Consider the following 19,933-nt stretch of genomic DNA (forward strand, 5'->3'; position numbering starts at 1 on the left):
AACAGTAAAACATGAAATTAATAAGATTTGGAGAAGTAGGTAAAGAAAAACCAGGCGTGCAATTACCAAACGGAAACAGAATAGATGTATCAAGCTTTGGAGAAGATTATACCGAACAGTTTTTTGAAACTAATGGTATCGAACGACTGAACGAATGGTTAAAGGAAAACGAATCGGCATGTGCCCCAGTTTCAGAAGCTACTAGATTAGGTTCCCCTATTTGCCGTCCTTCCAAATTGGTTTGTATTGGTCTAAATTATGCAAAACACGCTGCCGAGGCAGGCATGAAAATACCAAACGAACCCGTATTATTTTTTAAATCTACCACAGCTATTGTAGGGCCTAATGACGATGTAGTTATTCCAAAAGGAAGTGAAAAAACCGATTGGGAAGTAGAACTTGCCGTGGTCATTGGAAAAAAAGCATCGTATATTTCCAAAGAAGAAGTGATGGACTATATTGCTGGATATGTGTTGCATAACGATGTTAGCGAACGTGCGTTCCAAATTGAAAAGGAAGGCCAGTGGTGTAAAGGAAAAGGCTGCGATACATTTGCGCCTCTTGGCCCATTTTTAGCAACAAAAGAAGAAATTGAAAATCCAAATAACCTAAACCTTTGGCTAAAGCTAAATGGCAACATGATGCAGAACAGCTCGACTTCAGATTTTATATTTAATATTGAAGAATCTATTAGTTACATCAGTCAGTTTATGACACTGCTTCCGGGCGATGTTATTTCAACAGGAACACCATTTGGGGTTGGTCTGGGGCTAACTCCACCATTATATTTAAAACCGGGCGATGTTATGGAATTAGGTATTGAAGGTTTAGGAGTTTCAAAACAAAGTGTAGTAGCTTATTCAGGAAAATGATCATAGACAGTCATCAACATTTTTGGAAATACGAACCCGTAAAGCACGCGTGGATTGACGACGCTATGACCGCTATTCGGAAAGATTTTATGCCTTCCGATTTAAAACAGGTTTATAAAGAAAATGGTATTGACGGCTGTGTAGCTGTTGAAGCGGATCAAACACCTGCGGAAACCAATTTTCTTTTAAGTTTAGCTGCAGAAAACGATTTTATTAAAGGTGTTGTTGGCTGGGTAGATTTAAGAGCTAATGATATCGAAGCTAAATTGGAAGTATACACAGGAAAAGAAAAACTAAAAGGATTTCGGCATGTGGTACAAGGGGAGCCTGATCATAACTTTTTGCTGCGCTCTAATTTTTTAAGAGGAATCTCATTATTGGAAAAGTATCATTACACTTATGATATTCTGATTTTTCCGCATCAATTAGGGGCGACCTTAGAGTTTGTGAAAAAATTTCCAAATCAAAGGTTCGTTATCGATCACATCGCAAAACCCTATATCAAAGATGGTTTTTTTGATGGATGGGCAACTTTAATGCAGGAAATTGCAAAGCAGGAGCATGTATATTGCAAACTTTCGGGTATAATTACCGAGGCCGATTACAAAAGTTGGACCGCTGAACAAATCCAACCTTATATGGGCTTGGTTTTGGATGTCTTTGGTACAGATAGATTGTTGTACGGTTCCGATTGGCCTGTTTGTTTGGTAGCTGGTAACTATTCAAAAGTAAAGGAATTAACAACTAATTTTATTTCAAAATTAAGCACCCACGAGCAAAATAATATCATGGGGAACAATGCGATAAAATTTTATAATCTATAGATATGGATTTACATTTAAAAGACAAAGTAGTAGTAGTAACAGGAGCTGCAGGTATAAAGGGCAGTATTGGTGAAACCATAGTGCAGAGCTTGGCAAACGAAGGCGCCATTCCCGTTATTGTTTGCCGTAACGATCGTGGTTACGGTTATGAAAAGGAATTACAGGAAAGAGGTATTGATGCGCTTTTTGTGAAAACCGATTTAACGCAACCAGATCAAATTGAAGCTGCCGTAAAAGCAATTGCTGAAAAATATGGTCGAATAGACGCTTTGATTAATAATGTTGGCGTAAACGATGGTGTGGGTTTTGATGCGTCCATTGACGATTTTATGTGGTCTTTAAAACTCAACTTGGTCAGTTTTTTTGCCATGACGAAATATTGTCTACCCTATATTAAAAAGTCAAAAGGAAACATATTGAACATAGGTTCTAAAGTGGGCATGACAGGGCAAGGTGGTACTTCTGGGTACGCTGCTTCAAAAGGAGGGGTATTGGGCTTGACCAGGGAATGGGCGGTCGATTTGATTAAGGACAAAATCCGTGTTAACGCCTTGATAATTTCAGAAAGCTGGACGCCTGCTTACGATAATTGGATTAAAACCTTGGATAATGGCGAAGAAAAATTAAAGGCCATTGTCAAGAAAATCCCGTTAGAAAATAGAATGACAACACCCGAAGAAATTGCCGACGCCTGTTTATTTACTATTTCAGACAGGTCGTCGCATACGACGGGACAGTACATCATTGTTGATGGCGGTTACGTGCATCTGGACCGATCACTATTGACTGAATAATCCAAATTAAATTTTAAATCAATCAACTAAACCAAAAATGAATAACACCACAAAAATTCCAGTAGTAGCCAAATCGGTTCTTTTACCCTTTATTTTAATCACCTCGTTATTTGCCCTTTGGGGATTTGCTAATGATATAACCAATCCAATGGTTAGAGCGTTTCAAAAAGTATTGGAACTTTCAAACGTTGAAGCTTCCTATGTGCAGTTAGCTTTTTATGGGGGCTATGGATGTATGGCTATTCCGGCAGCTTTATTTGTGAATAAATATTCATATAAAAAAGGGGTGTTGATAGGCTTAGCACTTTACGCCATAGGTGCTTTATTGTTCTTTCCTGCTGCCCAATATGAAAGTTATGGGTTCTTTTTAGCATCGTATTATATTTTAACCTTTGGTTTGGCCTTTTTAGAGACTACAGCAAATCCATATATTTTATCAATGGGTGCTGAAGAAACAGCAACAAGGCGATTAAATTTTGCACAAATGTTCAATCCTATGGGATCTATAGGCGGTTTGTTAATTGCCCAAAACTTTGTGTTGAATGCCTTAAAGTCTGATGATACCACAGCAGATGGACAACCTATTTTTGATACCTTATCAGAGACAGCCAAAGCCGTTATTAAAACTTCAGATTTAGAGGTGATACGAAACCCTTATGTTATTTTAGGTTTTGTTGTTTTGGTGTTTTTTCTCATGATTAGTTTGTTGAAAATGCCACAAAATAAAGACCAAGAAGCTAAGGTTAATTTTATTGATTCCGTTAAAAGGTTATGGAGTCAACCAAAATTTGCATTCGGTGTTGTTGCACAAATTTTTTATGTGGGGGCGCAAATTATGTGTTGGACCTATGTATATCAATACGCTGAAACTTTAGGCATTGACAGCAAATCGGCAGTTTGGTTTGGTTTAGCTGGCTATATAGTGTTTTTAACAGGAAGAATGATTGGTACGGCGTTAATGAAAAATATCGATTCGGGTAAATTGTTAATGTATTTTGCTATAGGAGCATCCCTTACAACAATAGGTGCTATGGTTTTACCTGGCTTTTTTGGTATTTATTCCTTAATAGCTACCTCGGTGTTTATGTCTATTATGTTTCCAACTATTTATGGTATTGCTTTAGAAGGGCAAGGACAAGATGCAAAATTTGGTGCAGCTTTTTTGGTCATGGCGATTGTGGGAGGTGCTTTGTTAACACCATTACAGGGTTCTGTACTGGATTTAGGGGGAGCCGGTTACGAAGATGTTAGCTATTTTGGATTAACTGAAATGCGTTTTTCTTTCGTAATAACCCTTATTTGTTTTATTGTTATTGGAGTCTATGGAAAAAAAGTGTATTCTAAATATAATAGCTAACCAATTATGAATAATAGAAAATACTGTCTTACTTGTGATTTAAAAGATGACCCTAAGTTAATAGAAACATACAAAGAGCTTCATAAAAATGTATGGCCAGAAGTGCTAAAAAGCATAAAGGATTCTGGTATTGAAAATATGGAAATTTATAATCTAGGGAATAGATTGTTTATGATAATAGAGGTAAATGCTTCATTTTCTTTTGAAGCTAAAGCTGAATTGGATGCCAATAACCCAAAAGTACAAGAATGGGAAACCTTAATGTGGAAATTTCAGCAAAAATTACCCATGGCTAATGAAGGGGAGAAGTGGCTTCTTTTAGAAGAAATCTTTAAACTTTAAAAAATTCAAAATACGATTTATATTTTTCCATTAAAATATTGCGTTAAAAAATAAGTGTTTGCAAAACACTTATTAAATAATTATTATATATTTGCAAATAAATGTATCTCATGGATTTAATATAATATATCTGTGTATTAGGTAATACGGTTTAGATAAAATGTTTTAATTTTGCACATCGATTTTAATACCATTTAAGTTTTTAAATTACTGTAATAAAAGAATGTTTTTTTCTTTATACTAAAAGAAAATTCTAGCATAGCCTAATGGTTACGGTTGCATTTTATTTTGAAGTAGAAAGGGAAAAGAGTGTTTTATTACGGTCATTTCAAAACTTAAAAGGTATAAGCAGACATTGAATAATTAAAGCTAAGTTACAGGCTATTAAAATTAACCACAATTAAAATGAACAAAAAATTAGATCAACAAGCAGCAGATAATATTAGAGCATTAGCTGTAGCGATGGTAGAGAAAGCGAATTCAGGACACCCAGGAGGCCCTATGGGCGGTGCAGATTTTATGCACATCTTATACTCCGAGTTCTTTAATTTTGACCCTACAGATATGGAGTGGCCTTTTAGAGACCGCTTTTTTATGGATGCAGGTCATTTGTCTACATTAATGTACGCACAGTATTATCTTTTAGGGAATTATGAAAAAAATGATGTTGCTAATTTTAGACAATGGGGTTCAATTACGCCTGGACATCCAGAAGTAGATGTTAAAAGAGGTATCGAAAATACGTCAGGGCCATTAGGACAAGGACATACTATGGGTATTGGTGCTGCGATAGGGGCTAAGTTTTTACAAGCCAGATTTGGAGATTGGATGAATCATAAAATATATGGTTTTATTTCGGATGGCGGCGTACAAGAAGAAGTTTCCCAAGGTGCTGGTAGAATTGCAGGTCATTTAGGATTGAGCAATTTTATTATGTTCTTTGATTCAAACGATATTCAATTATCAACAGCTACAGATGAAGTAACTACCGAAGATACTGCCATGAAGTACGAAGCATGGGGTTGGAAAGTGGTTACTATAGATGGACATAACCACGATGAAATTAGAAAAGCGTTGACCGATGCTAATAATGAAACCGAAAAACCAACCTTAATAATTGGTAAAACCATCATGGGCAAAGGTGCCGTTGCAGCTGATGGTAGTATGTTTGAAGGACATTGTGAGTTACACGGTCAACCCATTGGTCATACAGGAGCAGATTATACAAAAACCTTATTAAACTTAGGGGCAAATCCAGAAAGCCCATTTGATATTTTTGAGGATGTTCAAGCATTCTATAAAAATATTTTAAAAGAAAAAACAGCAAAAGCTACCGAAAAGAAAGCTGAAATTTCAGCATGGAGAGCTTCTAACAAAGCACTTGCTGAGAAATTAGATTTTTTCCTATCTGGTGAATTACCGGAATTAGATTTTGAATCTATTGAACACAAAGCAGGGTTAGCTTCTAGAGCTGCTTCATCGGGGGTGTTGGGATATTTAGCTGGAAAAGTGGAAAACATGATTGTGTCTTCTGCCGATTTATCTAACAGCGATAAAACTGATGGTTTCTTAAAGAAAACACACGCTCTTAAGAAAGGTGATTTTAGCGGTGCCTTTTTACAAGCTGGTGTTGCCGAATTAACCATGGCATGTATAGCAAATGGTTTAGCATTACACGGAGGGATTATTCCTGTAGTAGCTACATTTTTTGTATTTTCAGATTATATGAAACCAGCCATTCGTTTAAGTGGTATTCAAGAATTGCCAGTTAAATATGTGTGGACACACGACGCATTCCGTGTTGGAGAAGATGGTCCAACACACCAACCCATAGAACAAGAAGCTCAAATTCGTTTATTGGAAAAACTTAAAAACCATAGTGGTAAACCAAGTTTCTTAGCCTTGCGTCCTGCCGATTCTGCCGAGACAAGTGTCGCATGGAAAATGGCTTTGGAAAATAAAAGCACACCAACGGGATTGATTTTGTCAAGACAAAATATTAAAGACATTCCAGCAATAGGAGTTTCAAGATATAAAGAAGCTTTGGCTGCTGAAAAAGGTGGGTATTTAGTGAAAGAAGTTGAAAATCCAGATGTGGTTTTAATCGCTAACGGATCGGAAGTGGCAACATTAGTGGCCGCTGCTGAAATTTTAGAAGCTGAAAACGGATTGAAAGTAAACATCGCTTCAATAATTTCAGAAGGCTTGTTCAAACTTCAATCTAAAGACTATCAAAATACTGTGATTCCTAAAAACAAACCATTATTTGGTTTAACTGCAGGATTGCCAGTAAACTTAGAAGGACTTGTAGGCGATAACGGAAAAGTTTTCGGATTAGACCACTTCGGGTATTCGGCACCAGCAAATGTATTGGATGATAAATTCGGCTTTACAGGCGAAAAAGTAAGCAAACAAGTATTAGAGTATTTAAAAACAGTATTAAAAACAATATAAAACGAAACGATATGAAATTTTTTATTGATACAGCAAATTTAAACGATATAGCCGAAGCACAAGCATTAGGTGTTTTAGATGGGGTTACTACAAACCCATCATTGATGGCAAAAGAAGGTATTACAGGTGAAGCTAACATTTTAGCACACTACAAAAAAATATGTGATTTAGTAGAAGGTGATGTAAGTGCCGAAGTGATTTCAACCGATTTTGAAGGCATGGTAAAAGAAGGTGAAGCTTTAGCAGCTTTACATCCTCAAATTGTGGTTAAATTACCATTAATTGCTGATGGTATTAAAGCATGTAAATATTTTTCGGACAAAGGGATTAGAACCAACGTAACCTTAGTGTTTTCAGCAGGTCAAGCTTTATTGGCAGCTAAAGCAGGTGCTACGTATGTGTCACCATTCATTGGAAGATTAGACGATATTTCTACAGATGGTTTGAACTTAATCTCTGAAATTAGACTTATTTATGATAACTACGGTTTCGAAACCCAGATTTTAGCAGCTTCAGTACGTCACACAATGCACGTTATAGATTGTGCTAAATTAGGTTCAGATGTCATGACGGGACCATTATCTGCTATTAAAGGCTTGTTAAAGCACCCTTTAACTGATAGTGGCTTGGCTCAATTTTTATTAGATTACCAAAAAGGAAATAAATAACAGTACTTATTTATTGAGTTAATAATATGACTGTTTATAATAAAGAATACCGAGAATTACAACAGATAAAATTAGCTGTTGATTGTATTATTTTCGGATTTAATGATAATAAATTAGAATTGTTATTAATTCATAGAGGTTTTGAGCCCGAAAAGGGCAAATGGTCTCTAATTGGCGGTTTTGTTGGAGAAAATGAAGATTTAGACAAAGCCGCCAATAGAGTTCTATATAAACTGTCTGGTTTAGAAGATATTTATATGGAACAAGTAAAAGCTTTTGGTAAAGCAGGCAGAGATTCTTCTGGACATGTGGTTTCTATTACGTATAGTGCCATGATTTTAAAATCGGAGTATAACGAAGAACAGATTAGTCAATATAATGCGAAGTGGTTTCCTATTGAAGAGTTGCCTGAATTGATTTTCGATCATAAAGAGATGGTTGAATCTGCCATAAGAAGATTAAGGCGTCGCGTTAGAAATTTTCCGATAGCTTTTAATTTGTTGCCAACTAAGTTTACACTGCCCCAGTTACAAATGCTTTACGAAGGTATTTTAAACGAAACGCTCGATAAACGAAATTTTAGACGCAAAGTGTCGCAAATGAATTATTTGGTTCGATTGAATGAAAAAGATATGTCCGAATCTAGAAAAGGGGCTTATTTTTATACATTCGACGAAGCTCTGTACCAAACAGAACGAAATTTTAATCTTTAAAACCCTTAAAGATTATTTTTTTGTATAAAATCATAAGTGTTTTTATAACACTTGAAAAATTTAATACTATATTGCATGGCAAATTTCATATAGTACCCAATAACTGCATATTTAGATTGAAATTATGAGTAATGAAAGATACACGATAGGAATGGATTTTGGTTCCGATTCTGTTAGGGCATTAATAGTAAATACGGCAACGGGAGAAGAAATGGCCACGGCTGTTCATTATTATGCCCGTTGGAAACAAGGTCAATATTGCGAACCTTCAAAAAATAAATTCAGACAACATCCTTTAGATTATGTTGAAGGTATTGAGAATACTATTAAATCAGTAGTATCCCAAGTAAGTGATGATGTTGTGAAAAATATTGTAGGTATTGGTGTCGACACAACAGGCTCTACACCAGTAGCAGTAGATAAAACAGGAACACCATTGGCGTTGTTAAAAGGTTTTGAAGAAAATCCAAATGCGATGTTTGTACTTTGGAAAGATCATACAGGGATAAAAGAAGCCGATGAGATAAATGCCTTATGTAAGAAATGGGACATCGATTATTCCCAATATGAAGGTGGTATTTATTCTTCAGAATGGTTTTGGTCAAAAATCCTTCATGTTTCAAGAGTAGATAAAAGTGTTTTAGATAATGCGTATTCATGGGTTGAACATTGTGATTGGGTGCCATTTCTATTAACAGGTGGAAATGACGTTAATCAAATGAAGCGTAGCCGATGTGCTGCGGGTCATAAAGCCTTATGGCACGAATCGTTTGGCGGGTTACCTCCTAACGATTTTTTTGTGGCTTTAGATCCTGTTTTGGATGGATTAACAGAAAGATTGTATAAAGAAACTCATACATCAGATGTATCAGCAGGGACATTATCTCAAGAATGGGCTGAACGCTTAGGTTTGTCAACTTCGGTTGTAGTGGCAGTAGGTGCTTTCGATTGTCACATGGGTGCAGTTGGTGTAAATATAGAGCCTTACTTTTTAACCAAAGTTATGGGAACTTCAACCTGTGATATTTTGGTAACACCATTACAAGAAAACGAACATTTAGTAAAAGGTATTTGTGGGCAAGTAGATGGGTCGGTAATTCCCAATATGTTAGGCTTAGAAGCTGGACAATCGGCTTTTGGCGATATTTATGCGTGGTATGAACGCTTAATTTCATGGCCAATTATAGAACTTATTGGAAATTCAAATTTAATTAATGAGGATGTTAAAACGAAACTTCTTGAAGAATCCATAGCGAACATCTTACCAAAACTAAGTGAAGCAGCAGCTAAAGAACCAATCGGTGCTTCAGGTGAATTAGCCTTGGATTGGATGAATGGTAGAAGAACGCCCGACGCCAATCAAAATTTAAAAGGGGTGATTTCTGGAATCAATTTAGGAAGCACGTCGCCTAAAGTATTTAGGGCATTAGTTGAAGCATCATGTTTCGGAGCTAAAAAAATTGCTGATAGATTTATTAGTGAAGGCATTCCCGTAAAAGGTGTTATCGCTTTAGGAGGCATTGCAAAAAAATCATCGTTGGTCATGCAAATTATGGCTGATGTTTTAAACGCACCAATTAAAGTCGCCAAATCTGAACAAGCATGTGCTTTAGGAGCCTCTATTTTTGGAGCTGTAGCTGCAGGAATTCATCAAGATACCGAATCGGCAATGGATGCTATGGCAAGTCCTTTTGAAAAAGTTTATGAGCCAATAAAAGAAAATGCCGAAGCTTATAAAGAAGTTTATAATAACTATAGTGAGTTATGTACGGCTATGGAAAATCATATTATGAGTAAGTAAGTTAAAAGTTAAAAGCTAAAAGTTTTGAGTTGAAAGAGAAGTAAGGAAATAGAAAATAGAGAATAGAAAAGAGACAAATTTCACCAACAACCATCAACTAAAAACCAAAAACCATCAACCATGAGCACATATAAATCATTAAAAGAAGAAGTTTACGAAGCCAATATGCAGCTTCCAGAGCTGGGATTGGTACTGTTTACATTTGGAAATGCAAGCGCCGTAGATAGAAGTAAAGGCGTATTTGCTATAAAACCAAGTGGTGTGCCTTATGTTGATTTGAAACCAGAAGATATGGTGATTTGCGATTTTGACGCTAAAATAGTTGAAGGCAGCATGCGTCCATCATCCGACACAAAAACACATGCCGTTTTATACAAAGAATGGGAAAAAATTGGCGGTGTTGTACATACACATTCAACTTATGGTACTGCTTGGGCACAGGCCATAAAGGATATCCCAATTTTTGGCACTACGCACGCCGATCATTTAATTTCTAATATTCCTTGTGCACCACCAATGAAAGATGATTATATTGCAGGCGATTATGAGCATATGACGGGATATCAAATTATTGATTGCATCAAGGAACGTGGATTGGATTATAATGAAGTAGGTATGATTCTTGTTGGTAACCATGCACCATTTACTTGGGGTTCAACCGTTGCAAAGGCTGTTTATAATAGTGCTGTTTGTGAAGAAGTTGCTAGAATGGCCTATTTAACCTTGCAAATTAATCCGAATGCAGCTATTTTAAAAGATGCATTAAAAAAGAAACATTATGACCGTAAACATGGCAAAGATGCTTATTACGGACAAGGTTGTTAAATAAATAATTGTAAACTAAATAATTAACTAAATTAAATTAATATGGGTATTTTATCTTTTGCTGCTTTTACTTTACTGGTTGCTGTTATCGCATGGTGGTCTACACGAAAAACTGATGAGAATTCGTCTGATGGTTATTTCTTGGGAGGAAGAAGTCTTACAGGACCGGTTATCGCGGGGTCTTTATTATTAACCAACCTATCTACCGAGCAAATTGTAGGAATGAATGGTGTATCGTTTAGAGACGGTCTGCCAATTATGGCTTATGAAGTTGTTGCTGCTATTGCTATGGTGTTTACGGCGTTTATATTGTTGCCTAAATATCTTAAAAGTGGTATTGCAACGATTCCTCAATTTCTGGAAAACCGCTACGGTAAAACAACAAAAACCATTGTTTCATTATTGTTCTTATTAGGGTATGCCATATCTATGTTGCCAACCGTATTGTATTCTGGAGCATTAGCAATAAATACCATGTTCGATATTCCCGAAATGTTAGGGACAGGTCCTGAAACAACACTTTGGATTACTGTTTGGTCTATTGGTATAATAGGTAGTATTTATGCCATTTTTGGAGGGTTAAAGGCGGTAGCTGTATCCGATTCCATAAATGCTGTGGGGCTGATTGTAGGTGGTTCTTTAATACCGATTTTTGGTTTGATGTATATAGGAGATGGTAATATGTTTACAGGCTTAAGTACATTAACTAAAGCGCTTCCAGAGAAGTTTGTTATTATTGGAGGACCAGATTCCGATGTGCCGTTCTGGACACTTTTTACAGGAATGATTATCGTGAACTTTTATTATTGGGGAACCAATCAAGCTATTATTCAAAGAGCCTTAGGTGCTAAAAACTTAAAGGAAGGTCAAAAAGGCCTTTTATTGGCAGCATTCATTAAAATATTAGGGCCTTTTATAGTGGTATTACCAGGTATTATTGCGTTTTATATTTTCAATGGCGATTTGGCAAATGCCGATGAGGCTTATCCAATGCTTGTAAAAGCAGTGTTGCCGGTAGCATTTATCGGGTTCTTTGCAGCAGTACTTTTTGGTGCTATTTTAAGTTCGTTTAACAGTGCTTTAAACAGTTCGGTAACCTTATTTGGTTTAGACTTTTATAAAGAGTATATCAACAAAGACGCCTCTGAAAAACAAACCGTAAAAGCAGGTAAAGCTTTCGGAATTGTTTTAGCTATATTCTCTATGGCAATAGCACCTTTATTATATGGTGTTCAAGGTGGTATCTTTACCTATTTACAAGAGTTAAACGGTACGCACAGTGTGCCTATTTTAGCTATTATAATAGTTGGTATTTTCTCTAAACGCGTTTCAGGAAAGGCAGCAAACATTGCTATTTTGTTTAGCGCCGTTACGTATTTAATTTTATTATATGTTGTGAGACCAATGTGCATAGAATCGGGTACTTATTTCCCGCACTTCTTACATTTAATGGGAATGCTTTTTGCACTTGTTGTAATCATCATGTATGCTGTAAGTAAATTTTATCCAAGAGAAACAGATTATGACCAAGAATATACCAAGCAAGTCGATATCACTTCTTGGGAATATTTAAAACCTGTAGGTTTTGCTATTGTAGCCATGGTTATAGGACTTTATATTTATTTGTCTTAACATAATATGAACTCGTTTAAACTTTTTTAGCCAATTATGAAAAGTTTAAACGAGATCAATAATACTTTTTTAAAATAAAAATGATCAATTTAAAATTAGGCGAAGTTTGGTTTGTAACCGGAAGCCAACATTTATACGGCCCTGAAACATTAAAACAGGTTGCTGAACATTCTAAAGAAATTGCAGATGCTTATACAGCAAATTCTGTGATACCCGTAAATGTGGTTTTTAAACCAACGGTAAAATCGCCAGAAGAAATTCATGCCATTTGTAAAGCAGCAAACAATGACGATAATTGTATCGGTATCATTACGTGGATGCATACATTCTCGCCAGCTAAAATGTGGATTGCAGGCTTGAATGCCTTACAAAAGCCATTTTTGCATTTACACACACAGTTCAATAGAGATATTCCTTGGGGAACTATCGATATGGATTTTATGAATTTAAATCAATCGGCACATGGTGGTCGCGAGTTTGGATTTATAGCGTCTAGACTTCGATTAAATCGCAAAGTGATAGTAGGGCATTGGAAAGACGAAAAGGTTATTAAAAAAGTTGCAGATTGGTGTCGTGTAGCGAATGCGGTAGCCGATAGCAGACGTATGAAAGTAGCCCGCTTTGGTGACAATATGCGACAAGTTGCGGTGACCGATGGAAATAAAGTGTCTGCACAAATTAAATTTGGATACGAAGTGAATGGTTACGGTATTGGTGATTTAGTTGATTATGTTAACCAAATTACCGATGCACAAGTTGATAAACTTGTGCAAGAGTATGATGATACCTATGTAATGGCTGCCAAAATTAAGTCAGATGGAGCCATGCGTGCTTCTTTAAAAGACGCAGCCAAAATAGAGTTGGGGATGCGCGCCTTTTTAGAAAATGGTGGTTATACAGCATTTACCGATACCTTTGAAGATTTACATGGGATGAAACAATTGCCAGGTATTGCAACACAGCGTTTAATGGCAAGTGGTTATGGTTTCGGTGGAGAAGGCGACTGGAAAACATCAGCTTTAGTGCGTACCATGAAAGTTATGGGCGCCGGTTTAGAAGGTGGAAACAGTTTTATGGAAGATTATACGTATCATTTCGATCCAGATAATATGACCTGTTTGGGTTCTCATATGTTAGAAATTTGCCCAACTATTGCTAAGGGCGATGTGTCTTGCGAAATCCATCCTTTAGGAATTGGAGGTAAAGAAGACCCCGTAAGATTGGTGTTTAATGGTGGTGCAGGAAGTGCACTAAACGCATCGGTGGTAGATATGGGTAACCGTTTTAGAATGTTGGTGAATAAAGTAGAGGCTGTCGAAATTAAAGACGAACTTCCTAAATTACCTGTTGCACGTGTTCTTTGGGATGCAAAACCAGATTTACAAACAGCAGCGGCAGCATGGATTCATGCAGGTGGTGCACACCATACTTGTTACAGCCAAAATATTTCTACTGAATCTTTAGAAGATTTTGCGGAAATTATGGATATAGAATTTTTGTTAATTGATGAAAAAACCGATTTATATAGATTTAAACAAGAGCTTCGTTGGAATGATGCAGCTTATGTTTTAAACAAAGGGTTTTAGTTAATTATAACAGGTAAAACAAAAAAGCTGTTGCGTATGTTTACGCAACAGCTTTTTTGTTGGATATAATTGAATCAGTCAGAATTTTAAAATGAATCTAATTCCCAGAGCCAAATTTGCTATAAACTAAACTAGCTAAAATGCCCATGATAGCGAAATGAACCATATAAAGAACCGCGTTTATAAGCGTTCCAGATAAATCAATAATATTAGCTGTAGCGTTATCTATCAAGCCATCACCCAAGCCAATTAAAATGCCTAGCCATATTCCAAAGTTAGCACCAATAGATACACTATGTGTGTTATTGGCCCATTTAGAGTACATCGTAGAAAATGCAAATGCTACAATTAAACAGCCTAATGCCAAAAGTGGCATATCAGGCATCTCTTTCATCAAGCCATCGGTTGAAATATGTTCTTTAAGTATAGGGTCTCCAATGATTCCCCAAATTAGCCATCCTCCAAAAAAGCCCCAAAGCGTGGTAACTAGCGTAGAAATTAAATTTGATTTTGAAAACATAATATTAGTTTTGGTTGGTTATATTTAAATAAAGGTAGCGAAAATTATTATATCATCTGTTTTTTAGTTAAATATTTGTATATTTTTAAATTATTGCGTTTTTTAAGTGACTGTTTAAATTTTGTTTTTGGAATGTTTTATAGGGTATTTTTTCGTCAGACGAAGATATTTTGAGGTTCATAGCCATAGCTACGAACCGAAAAATAGCTGAAGTATGGCGGAAAAAGACACATAAAAGAGCCAAAGGATAAAACTTAAACAGTCTCTAAATAGTTTGGTGTTTCATTTAAAATAGAGGATTGAAGTATTTGGAAATCATCTGAAGTAAATTATTTGTTGTAGATTTATAGATGTGTTCTTATTCTAACTGGTCGTAGCAAATAAAAAATGAAAGTTTTTTTAATAATTTCCGACTTATTTGTGATTGAAAAAGCACATTGAAAATAATTTAAAAAGAAAGGGAACATTGCTATGCTAACATGGAAAGATGTTATAAATTTCTCCGTAAAAGGAAACCCAACGCCAGACAAACGTGTTGAAAAGACAGAGGATGAATGGAAGGAAATATTAACCCCAGAACAATTTAGAATTACAAGGCAAAAAGGTACAGAACCTCCGCATAGTGGTGCTCTTTGTAGTATTTATGATGAAGGGCAATACAATTGTGTGTGTTGTAACACGCCATTGTTCGATTCTACTATAAAATTTAGTTCTGGTACGGGTTGGCCCAGTTTTACACAACCCATAAAATCAAATGCTATTAAGTACGAAAGAGATACCGCCTACGGTATGGTTCGTGTTGAGGTTATGTGTAATACCTGTGATGCCCACTTAGGTCATGTATTTCCAGATGGACCAGAACCTAGCGGATTGAGGTATTGCATCAACTCAGAATCCATGGTATTAGAAAAATAAACAATTAATTCCTTCCCTTAATTTGAGGGAAGGTTGATTTCAACTTTTTTAAGTTGAAAGACGGAAGGGTAATATAATGACAAACAAAAATTTACAAGTAGCAACAGTCGGTGGCGGTTGTTTTTGGTGTACAGAAGCAGTTTTCCAAGAACTAAAAGGTGTTGAAAAAGTGGTGTCGGGATATTCGGGAGGCGATGTGCCTGGGCATCCAACATATCGCGAAATTTGTTCTGGATTAACAGGGCATGCCGAAGTGGTTCAAATATCGTTTGATGCGAATATTATTTCTTATGAAGATATCCTGTTTATTTTTATGACCACCCACGATCCTACAACGATGAATAAACAAGGAGCTGATGTTGGTACACAATACCGTTCGGTTATTTATTATCATGACGAAGCGCAAAAGCAAATAGCTGAAACTGTCATAAAAAAAGTGGCTGACTATTATGATAATCCAATAGTTACCGAAATAAGTCCTTTGGAAATATTTTATGAAGCCGAAGATTATCATCAAAATTATTATAGCAACAATAAAGAACAGGGTTATTGTAGTTTTGTGATTTCGCCAAAATTGGTGAAACTTAGAAAATTATACGGAGATAGATTAAAATGATGAACCTAAATATAAAAGATACATTTAATAAAGAGTTACCCTCAGACCCTAATCTTGAAAATACAAGAAGACAGGTTGAAAAAGCTTGTTTTTCTTATGTGAATCCAAAGCAAACTACAAAACCGGAATTGCTTCACGTGTCGCCCGAAATGTTGGAAAATTTAGGACTTTCAAAAGAAGATTCACAAACTAAGGAATTTTTAGAAGTATTTACAGGGAACGCAATTTTACCAAAGACTGTGCCTTATGCCATGTGCTATGGTGGGCATCAATTTGGAAATTGGGCGGGACAATTGGGGGATGGGCGAGCTATTAATTTATTAGAAATTGAACATAACAATAGCCGTTGGGCACTTCAATTAAAAGGCGCAGGGGAAACACCTTATTCCCGAACTGCCGATGGGCTGGCGGTATTGCGTTCATCAATTAGAGAATATTTGTGTAGCGAAGCCATGCACTATTTGGGTGTGCCAACAACCAGAGCTTTATCGTTGGCATTGTCGGGTGATGCCGTTTTGCGGGATGTCATGTATAATGGTAATCCAGAATATGAAAAAGGGGCGATTGTTTGCAGAGTGGCACCATCCTTTTTACGTTTTGGCAACTACGAAATTTTTGCTGCTCGACAAGATTTCAATACTTTAAAAACGCTGGTAGATTATACAATTAAGCACTTCTTTAGAGATTTAGGTGAATCTTCAAAAGAAACATACTTGGCTTTTTTTAAGGAAGTGATGCAACGGACTTTGGATATGATTATTCACTGGCAACGGGTTGGTTTTGTACATGGTGTGATGAATACCGATAATATGTCCATTCTTGGTTTGACCATAGATTATGGTCCTTACGGCTGGTTGGAAGGCTTCGATTTTGGATGGACGCCCAACACGACCGATCGCCAACATAAACGCTATCGTTATGGTAATCAACCAAACATTGGGTTGTGGAATTTATATAAATTAGCAAATGCACTCTTTCCTTTAATTGAAGATGCAGAAGCACTTGAACGTATTTTAGACCAGTATAAAGCAGATTTCGAAGTGAAGTCTTTAGAAATGATGCGTTCTAAATTAGGGTTGGAAACTGAAGATGTTTTTGATACCTCATTAGTTCAAGATTTGGAAGATAATTTATTGCTCACAGAAACCGATATGACCATCTTCTTTAGGAAATTAAGTGATTTTAATATTGAAAAAGCTTCCGAAGGATTGGAAGTCGTTAAAGAAGCTTTTTATATTCCAACAGAAATAACCGAGGAAGTCCAACAAAAATGGGAAACGTGGTTTCAGCGATATGCCGAACGTTTGGGACAAGAGCAAACAAATTCCAAAGAACGAAAAGAAAAAATGAATTTGGTTAACCCAAAATATGTGCTCCGGAATTATATGGCACAATTAGCTATTGATGATGCCGATAAAGGTGACTATAAGTTAATTGATGAATTATTTAAAATGCTTAAAAAACCATATAACGAACAGCCTAAATATGAAAAATGGTTTGCAAAGCGTCCCGATTGGGCAAGACATAAAATAGGTTGCTCCATGTTATCGTGTAGTTCGTAAATAAGTTTTATTCAGTAAAAAAACAATAGTGAATTTAGGATTAGGAATGGCGGCTATTGGGAGGCCACATTATATTAATGTAAGAACCAATACCGTAGCGAAAAGTGACGTCAATGAGCTTAAAGCCAATGGGTTTAAGGTATTGGATGCTGCTTATAATTTAGGGGTTCGTTATTTCGATACCGCACCGGGTTATGGACTTGCGGAAACATTACTGATAGATTGGTTGGCAAGCAAAAATGATAAAAGGATTCAAGTAGGAACAAAATGGGGGTATACCTACACTGCCAATTTTGATAAAAATGCTATAATTCACGAAGTGAAAGAGCATAGTATTTCTAAATTAAAAGAGCAATGGCAAGTATCTAAAAAGCTATTGCCTTTTTTAACCACCTATCAAATTCATTCGGCAACTTTAGAAACGGGAATTTTGGAAAATACCGAAGTTTTAAATCAATTGGCTTATTTGAAAAGGGAACACGACATAAAAATTGGAATTTCAACAACAGGCGATAATCAAGTTGAGGTTATTAAAAAGGCTTTAGGAGTATTTGTTGATGGTCGATCTTTGTTCGATACCTTTCAGAGTACTTATAATATTTTAGACCAAAGTATTTTAAGTATTAGTGCTCAATTAAAACAAGAGGGGAAGCAATTAATTGTTAAAGAAGCGTTGGCAAACGGTAGGATTTTTAGAAATAAAAACTTTCCAACATATCATGATTTATATAGTACACTTGAAAATTTGTCATATAAATATGGTGTTGGGGTAGATGCTGTTGCTTTACAGTTTTGCAATGCAACAATTCCTGATAGTATGGTTTTAAGCGGAGCAAGTACAGTTAATCAGTTACAGGAAAATTCAAAAGCGAACACGATTGTTTTAAATGAAGAAGACATGGCTTTATTAAGAAATTTTGGTGTTGAACCCTTAGCTTATTGGAACGAACGCAAGCAATTACAATGGAATTAATTTCTAAAATAGCATTAGGAGGCGGGTGCCATTGGTGTACAGAAGCTGTTTTTCAATCGTTGCTAGGTGTTGAAAAAGTAGAGCAAGGTTATGTCGCATCTGTTGATGAAAAAGCCTCGTTTTCAGAAGCTGTGATTGTTCATTTTAAGCCTGAAATAATTTCATTAGAAACGCTCGTCGAAATTCATTTGCATACACATAAAAGTATGAGCAATCATTCCATGCGAACAAAATATCGTTCAGCAATTTATACGTTTTCAGAAGCACAAAATCAGCAATCAAAAACCATTATAAATAATTTTCAAAAGGAATTTGATAACAAATTAATAACCAAAGTATATCCGTTTCAATCCTTTAAAGCATCTAGAGACGACATTCAAAATTATTATATAAAGAATCCTGAAAAACCCTTTTGTGAAACGTTTATCAATCCGAAGTTAAGACTATTATTGGAACGATTTTTTAAACAAACCAATATGGAAAAGTTAAAACATTTGGTAGCGTAAAAGCAGGTGATTTATTATTTTTAAAAACCGATCTAATGAATTAAAATATTTATATGACCACTGTAAACGATTTATTAAGTCTATTAGTCTTAGAAAAGATTAGCAACACTGAATTTAATGGCGTAAGTAAAACTATTGGTAGTCCCATTGTTTTTGGCGGTCAGGTATTGGCGCAAGCTATAAATGCCGCCAGCAGAACCATTACCAACCATAGAGTATTGCACTCGATGCATTCCTATTTTTTGGAAGCTGGTAATTTAGAGTTGCCCATTACCTATAACGTAAGTATTGTAAGGGATGGTGGTAGTTTTTCAGTACGTCGGGTTACTGCGCATCAAAAGGAAAGAACCATTTTTATATTATCGGCATCATTTCATAAAAAGGAGGCAGGTTATGATCATCAAATAGTGATGAAGCCTGGTTTAAAACAACCTGAAAATTTGTTGGGTTGGACAGATATTCTTCAGCAATTTGGAGATTATTTACCAAAAAGCCTTAAAGCTTTTTTTGAAATTGAGCGTCCTGTTGAATTTAAACCAACCGAGATAGTGAACCCTTTGGATAAAAAAGACTTGCCGCCATTTAGCGATGTATGGTTTAAATTGAAAGGTGACGCAAAGAACTTGGATTTAGCTACAAAACAGCAAATATTAACTTATATTTCAGATTATAATATTTTAAGTTCGGTACTTTACCCACATGCCAGTAAAGCGCATTGGGGCAATACGCAAACAGCAAGTTTAGACCATTCTATGTGGTATTTTAGAGATTTTGATTTTGATGATTGGTTGTTGTACTCCATGGAATCTCCAAGCGCTTCCAATGCCCGGGGTTTTGCACGAGGAAATATATTTACCAGAGAAGGGAAATTGATAGCTTCGGTAGCTCAAGAAGGTTTAATGCGACCAATTATTAAGTAATGAACTCGTTCAAACGAGTTTAATTTAATAATATTGACATTTTGTAATTAATT

The 19,933-nt window shown here is 35.9% G+C and carries 19 protein-coding genes; 18 read left to right on the top strand and 1 reads right to left on the bottom strand.

Annotated features, from left to right (window positions below; genetic code table 11):
* Positions 1–11 precede the first annotated feature (11 nt).
* The 12 genes from ACGLWY_RS12720 to araA all read left to right on the top strand — a co-directional run bounded on the left by ACGLWY_RS12720 (position 12) and on the right by araA (position 13,868).
* Positions 12–872 carry a fumarylacetoacetate hydrolase family protein gene (locus ACGLWY_RS12720; protein ID WP_396620047.1) on the top strand — a complete coding sequence of 287 codons (861 nt, stop codon included), beginning with the start codon at positions 12–14 and terminating at the stop codon, positions 870–872.
* Positions 869–1,696: an amidohydrolase family protein gene (locus tag ACGLWY_RS12725; RefSeq protein ID WP_396620048.1), complete on the top strand. Its 828-nt coding sequence runs from the start codon at positions 869–871 to the stop codon at positions 1,694–1,696. Before ACGLWY_RS12720 ends, ACGLWY_RS12725 begins: the two co-directional genes overlap by 4 nt.
* A gap of 2 nt (positions 1,697–1,698) precedes the next feature.
* Positions 1,699–2,490 carry an SDR family oxidoreductase gene (locus ACGLWY_RS12730; protein ID WP_396620049.1) on the top strand — a complete coding sequence of 264 codons (792 nt, stop codon included), beginning with the start codon at positions 1,699–1,701 and terminating at the stop codon, positions 2,488–2,490.
* 37 nt (positions 2,491–2,527) lie between these two features.
* The gene (gene fucP, locus ACGLWY_RS12735; protein WP_396620050.1) at positions 2,528–3,847 is read left to right on the top strand and encodes an L-fucose:H+ symporter permease; all 1,320 of its coding nucleotides are present in this window, start codon (positions 2,528–2,530) and stop codon (positions 3,845–3,847) included.
* Positions 3,848–3,853: 6 nt separating this feature from the next.
* Positions 3,854–4,189 carry an L-rhamnose mutarotase gene (locus tag ACGLWY_RS12740; protein WP_396620051.1) on the top strand — a complete coding sequence of 112 codons (336 nt, stop codon included), beginning with the start codon at positions 3,854–3,856 and terminating at the stop codon, positions 4,187–4,189.
* Between the two features lie 405 nt (positions 4,190–4,594).
* Entirely contained in the window at positions 4,595–6,643 is a 2,049-nt protein-coding gene (locus ACGLWY_RS12745) for a transketolase family protein (RefSeq protein ID WP_396620052.1), read from the top strand.
* Positions 6,644–6,654: 11 nt separating this feature from the next.
* Positions 6,655–7,311, top strand: a complete 657-nt coding sequence (gene fsa / locus ACGLWY_RS12750; RefSeq protein WP_396620053.1) for a fructose-6-phosphate aldolase — start codon at positions 6,655–6,657, stop codon at positions 7,309–7,311.
* Between the two features lie 26 nt (positions 7,312–7,337).
* Complete coding sequence (locus ACGLWY_RS12755; RefSeq protein ID WP_396620054.1) at positions 7,338–8,024, top strand: NUDIX hydrolase; 687 nt, start codon at positions 7,338–7,340, stop codon at positions 8,022–8,024.
* Positions 8,025–8,148: 124 nt separating this feature from the next.
* Positions 8,149–9,825: a ribulokinase gene (locus ACGLWY_RS12760; RefSeq protein WP_396620055.1), complete on the top strand. Its 1,677-nt coding sequence runs from the start codon at positions 8,149–8,151 to the stop codon at positions 9,823–9,825.
* Positions 9,826–9,945: 120 nt separating this feature from the next.
* Positions 9,946–10,650, top strand: coding sequence for an L-ribulose-5-phosphate 4-epimerase (locus ACGLWY_RS12765; RefSeq protein WP_396620056.1), 705 nt, complete (start codon positions 9,946–9,948; stop codon positions 10,648–10,650).
* A 42-nt stretch (positions 10,651–10,692) separates the two neighbouring features.
* A complete protein-coding gene (locus tag ACGLWY_RS12770) occupies positions 10,693–12,282 on the top strand; it encodes a solute:sodium symporter family transporter (protein ID WP_396620057.1) in 1,590 nt (529 codons plus the stop codon).
* Positions 12,283–12,362: 80 nt separating this feature from the next.
* Positions 12,363–13,868, top strand: a complete 1,506-nt coding sequence (gene araA, locus ACGLWY_RS12775) for an L-arabinose isomerase (RefSeq protein ID WP_396620058.1) — start codon at positions 12,363–12,365, stop codon at positions 13,866–13,868.
* A gap of 97 nt (positions 13,869–13,965) precedes the next feature.
* Here the strand turns inward: araA and ACGLWY_RS12780 are convergent, their stop codons facing one another.
* The gene (locus tag ACGLWY_RS12780) at positions 13,966–14,388 is read right to left on the bottom strand and encodes a hypothetical protein (protein WP_396620059.1); all 423 of its coding nucleotides are present in this window, start codon (positions 14,386–14,388) and stop codon (positions 13,966–13,968) included.
* A gap of 471 nt (positions 14,389–14,859) precedes the next feature.
* On the opposite strand from ACGLWY_RS12780, the gene msrB reads away from it, so the two are divergent.
* The 6 genes from msrB (at position 14,860) to ACGLWY_RS12810 (ending at position 19,880) form a co-directional block, all read left to right on the top strand.
* Positions 14,860–15,303, top strand: a complete 444-nt coding sequence (gene msrB / locus ACGLWY_RS12785) for a peptide-methionine (R)-S-oxide reductase MsrB (RefSeq protein ID WP_396620060.1) — start codon at positions 14,860–14,862, stop codon at positions 15,301–15,303.
* A gap of 76 nt (positions 15,304–15,379) precedes the next feature.
* Positions 15,380–15,919 carry a peptide-methionine (S)-S-oxide reductase MsrA gene (gene msrA, locus ACGLWY_RS12790; RefSeq protein ID WP_396620061.1) on the top strand — a complete coding sequence of 180 codons (540 nt, stop codon included), beginning with the start codon at positions 15,380–15,382 and terminating at the stop codon, positions 15,917–15,919.
* Positions 15,919–17,481, top strand: a complete 1,563-nt coding sequence (locus tag ACGLWY_RS12795; RefSeq protein ID WP_396620229.1) for a YdiU family protein — start codon at positions 15,919–15,921, stop codon at positions 17,479–17,481. The genes msrA and ACGLWY_RS12795 overlap by 1 nt, the downstream gene beginning before the upstream one ends.
* 28 nt (positions 17,482–17,509) lie before the next feature.
* Positions 17,510–18,454 (top strand): aldo/keto reductase, encoded by a 945-nt coding sequence (locus ACGLWY_RS12800; RefSeq protein WP_396620062.1) that lies wholly within the window; start codon positions 17,510–17,512, stop codon positions 18,452–18,454.
* Positions 18,445–18,960: a peptide-methionine (S)-S-oxide reductase gene (locus ACGLWY_RS12805; protein ID WP_396620230.1), complete on the top strand. Its 516-nt coding sequence runs from the start codon at positions 18,445–18,447 to the stop codon at positions 18,958–18,960. The genes ACGLWY_RS12800 and ACGLWY_RS12805 overlap by 10 nt, the downstream gene beginning before the upstream one ends.
* 53 nt (positions 18,961–19,013) lie before the next feature.
* Positions 19,014–19,880, top strand: coding sequence for an acyl-CoA thioesterase (locus tag ACGLWY_RS12810; protein WP_396620063.1), 867 nt, complete (start codon positions 19,014–19,016; stop codon positions 19,878–19,880).
* The last annotated feature ends 53 nt before the right edge of the window (positions 19,881–19,933 follow it).

Origin of the sequence: Mariniflexile sp. HMF6888 (assembly GCF_044335535.1) — a bacterium.
Taxonomy (GTDB): Bacteria; Bacteroidota; Bacteroidia; order Flavobacteriales; family Flavobacteriaceae; genus Mariniflexile.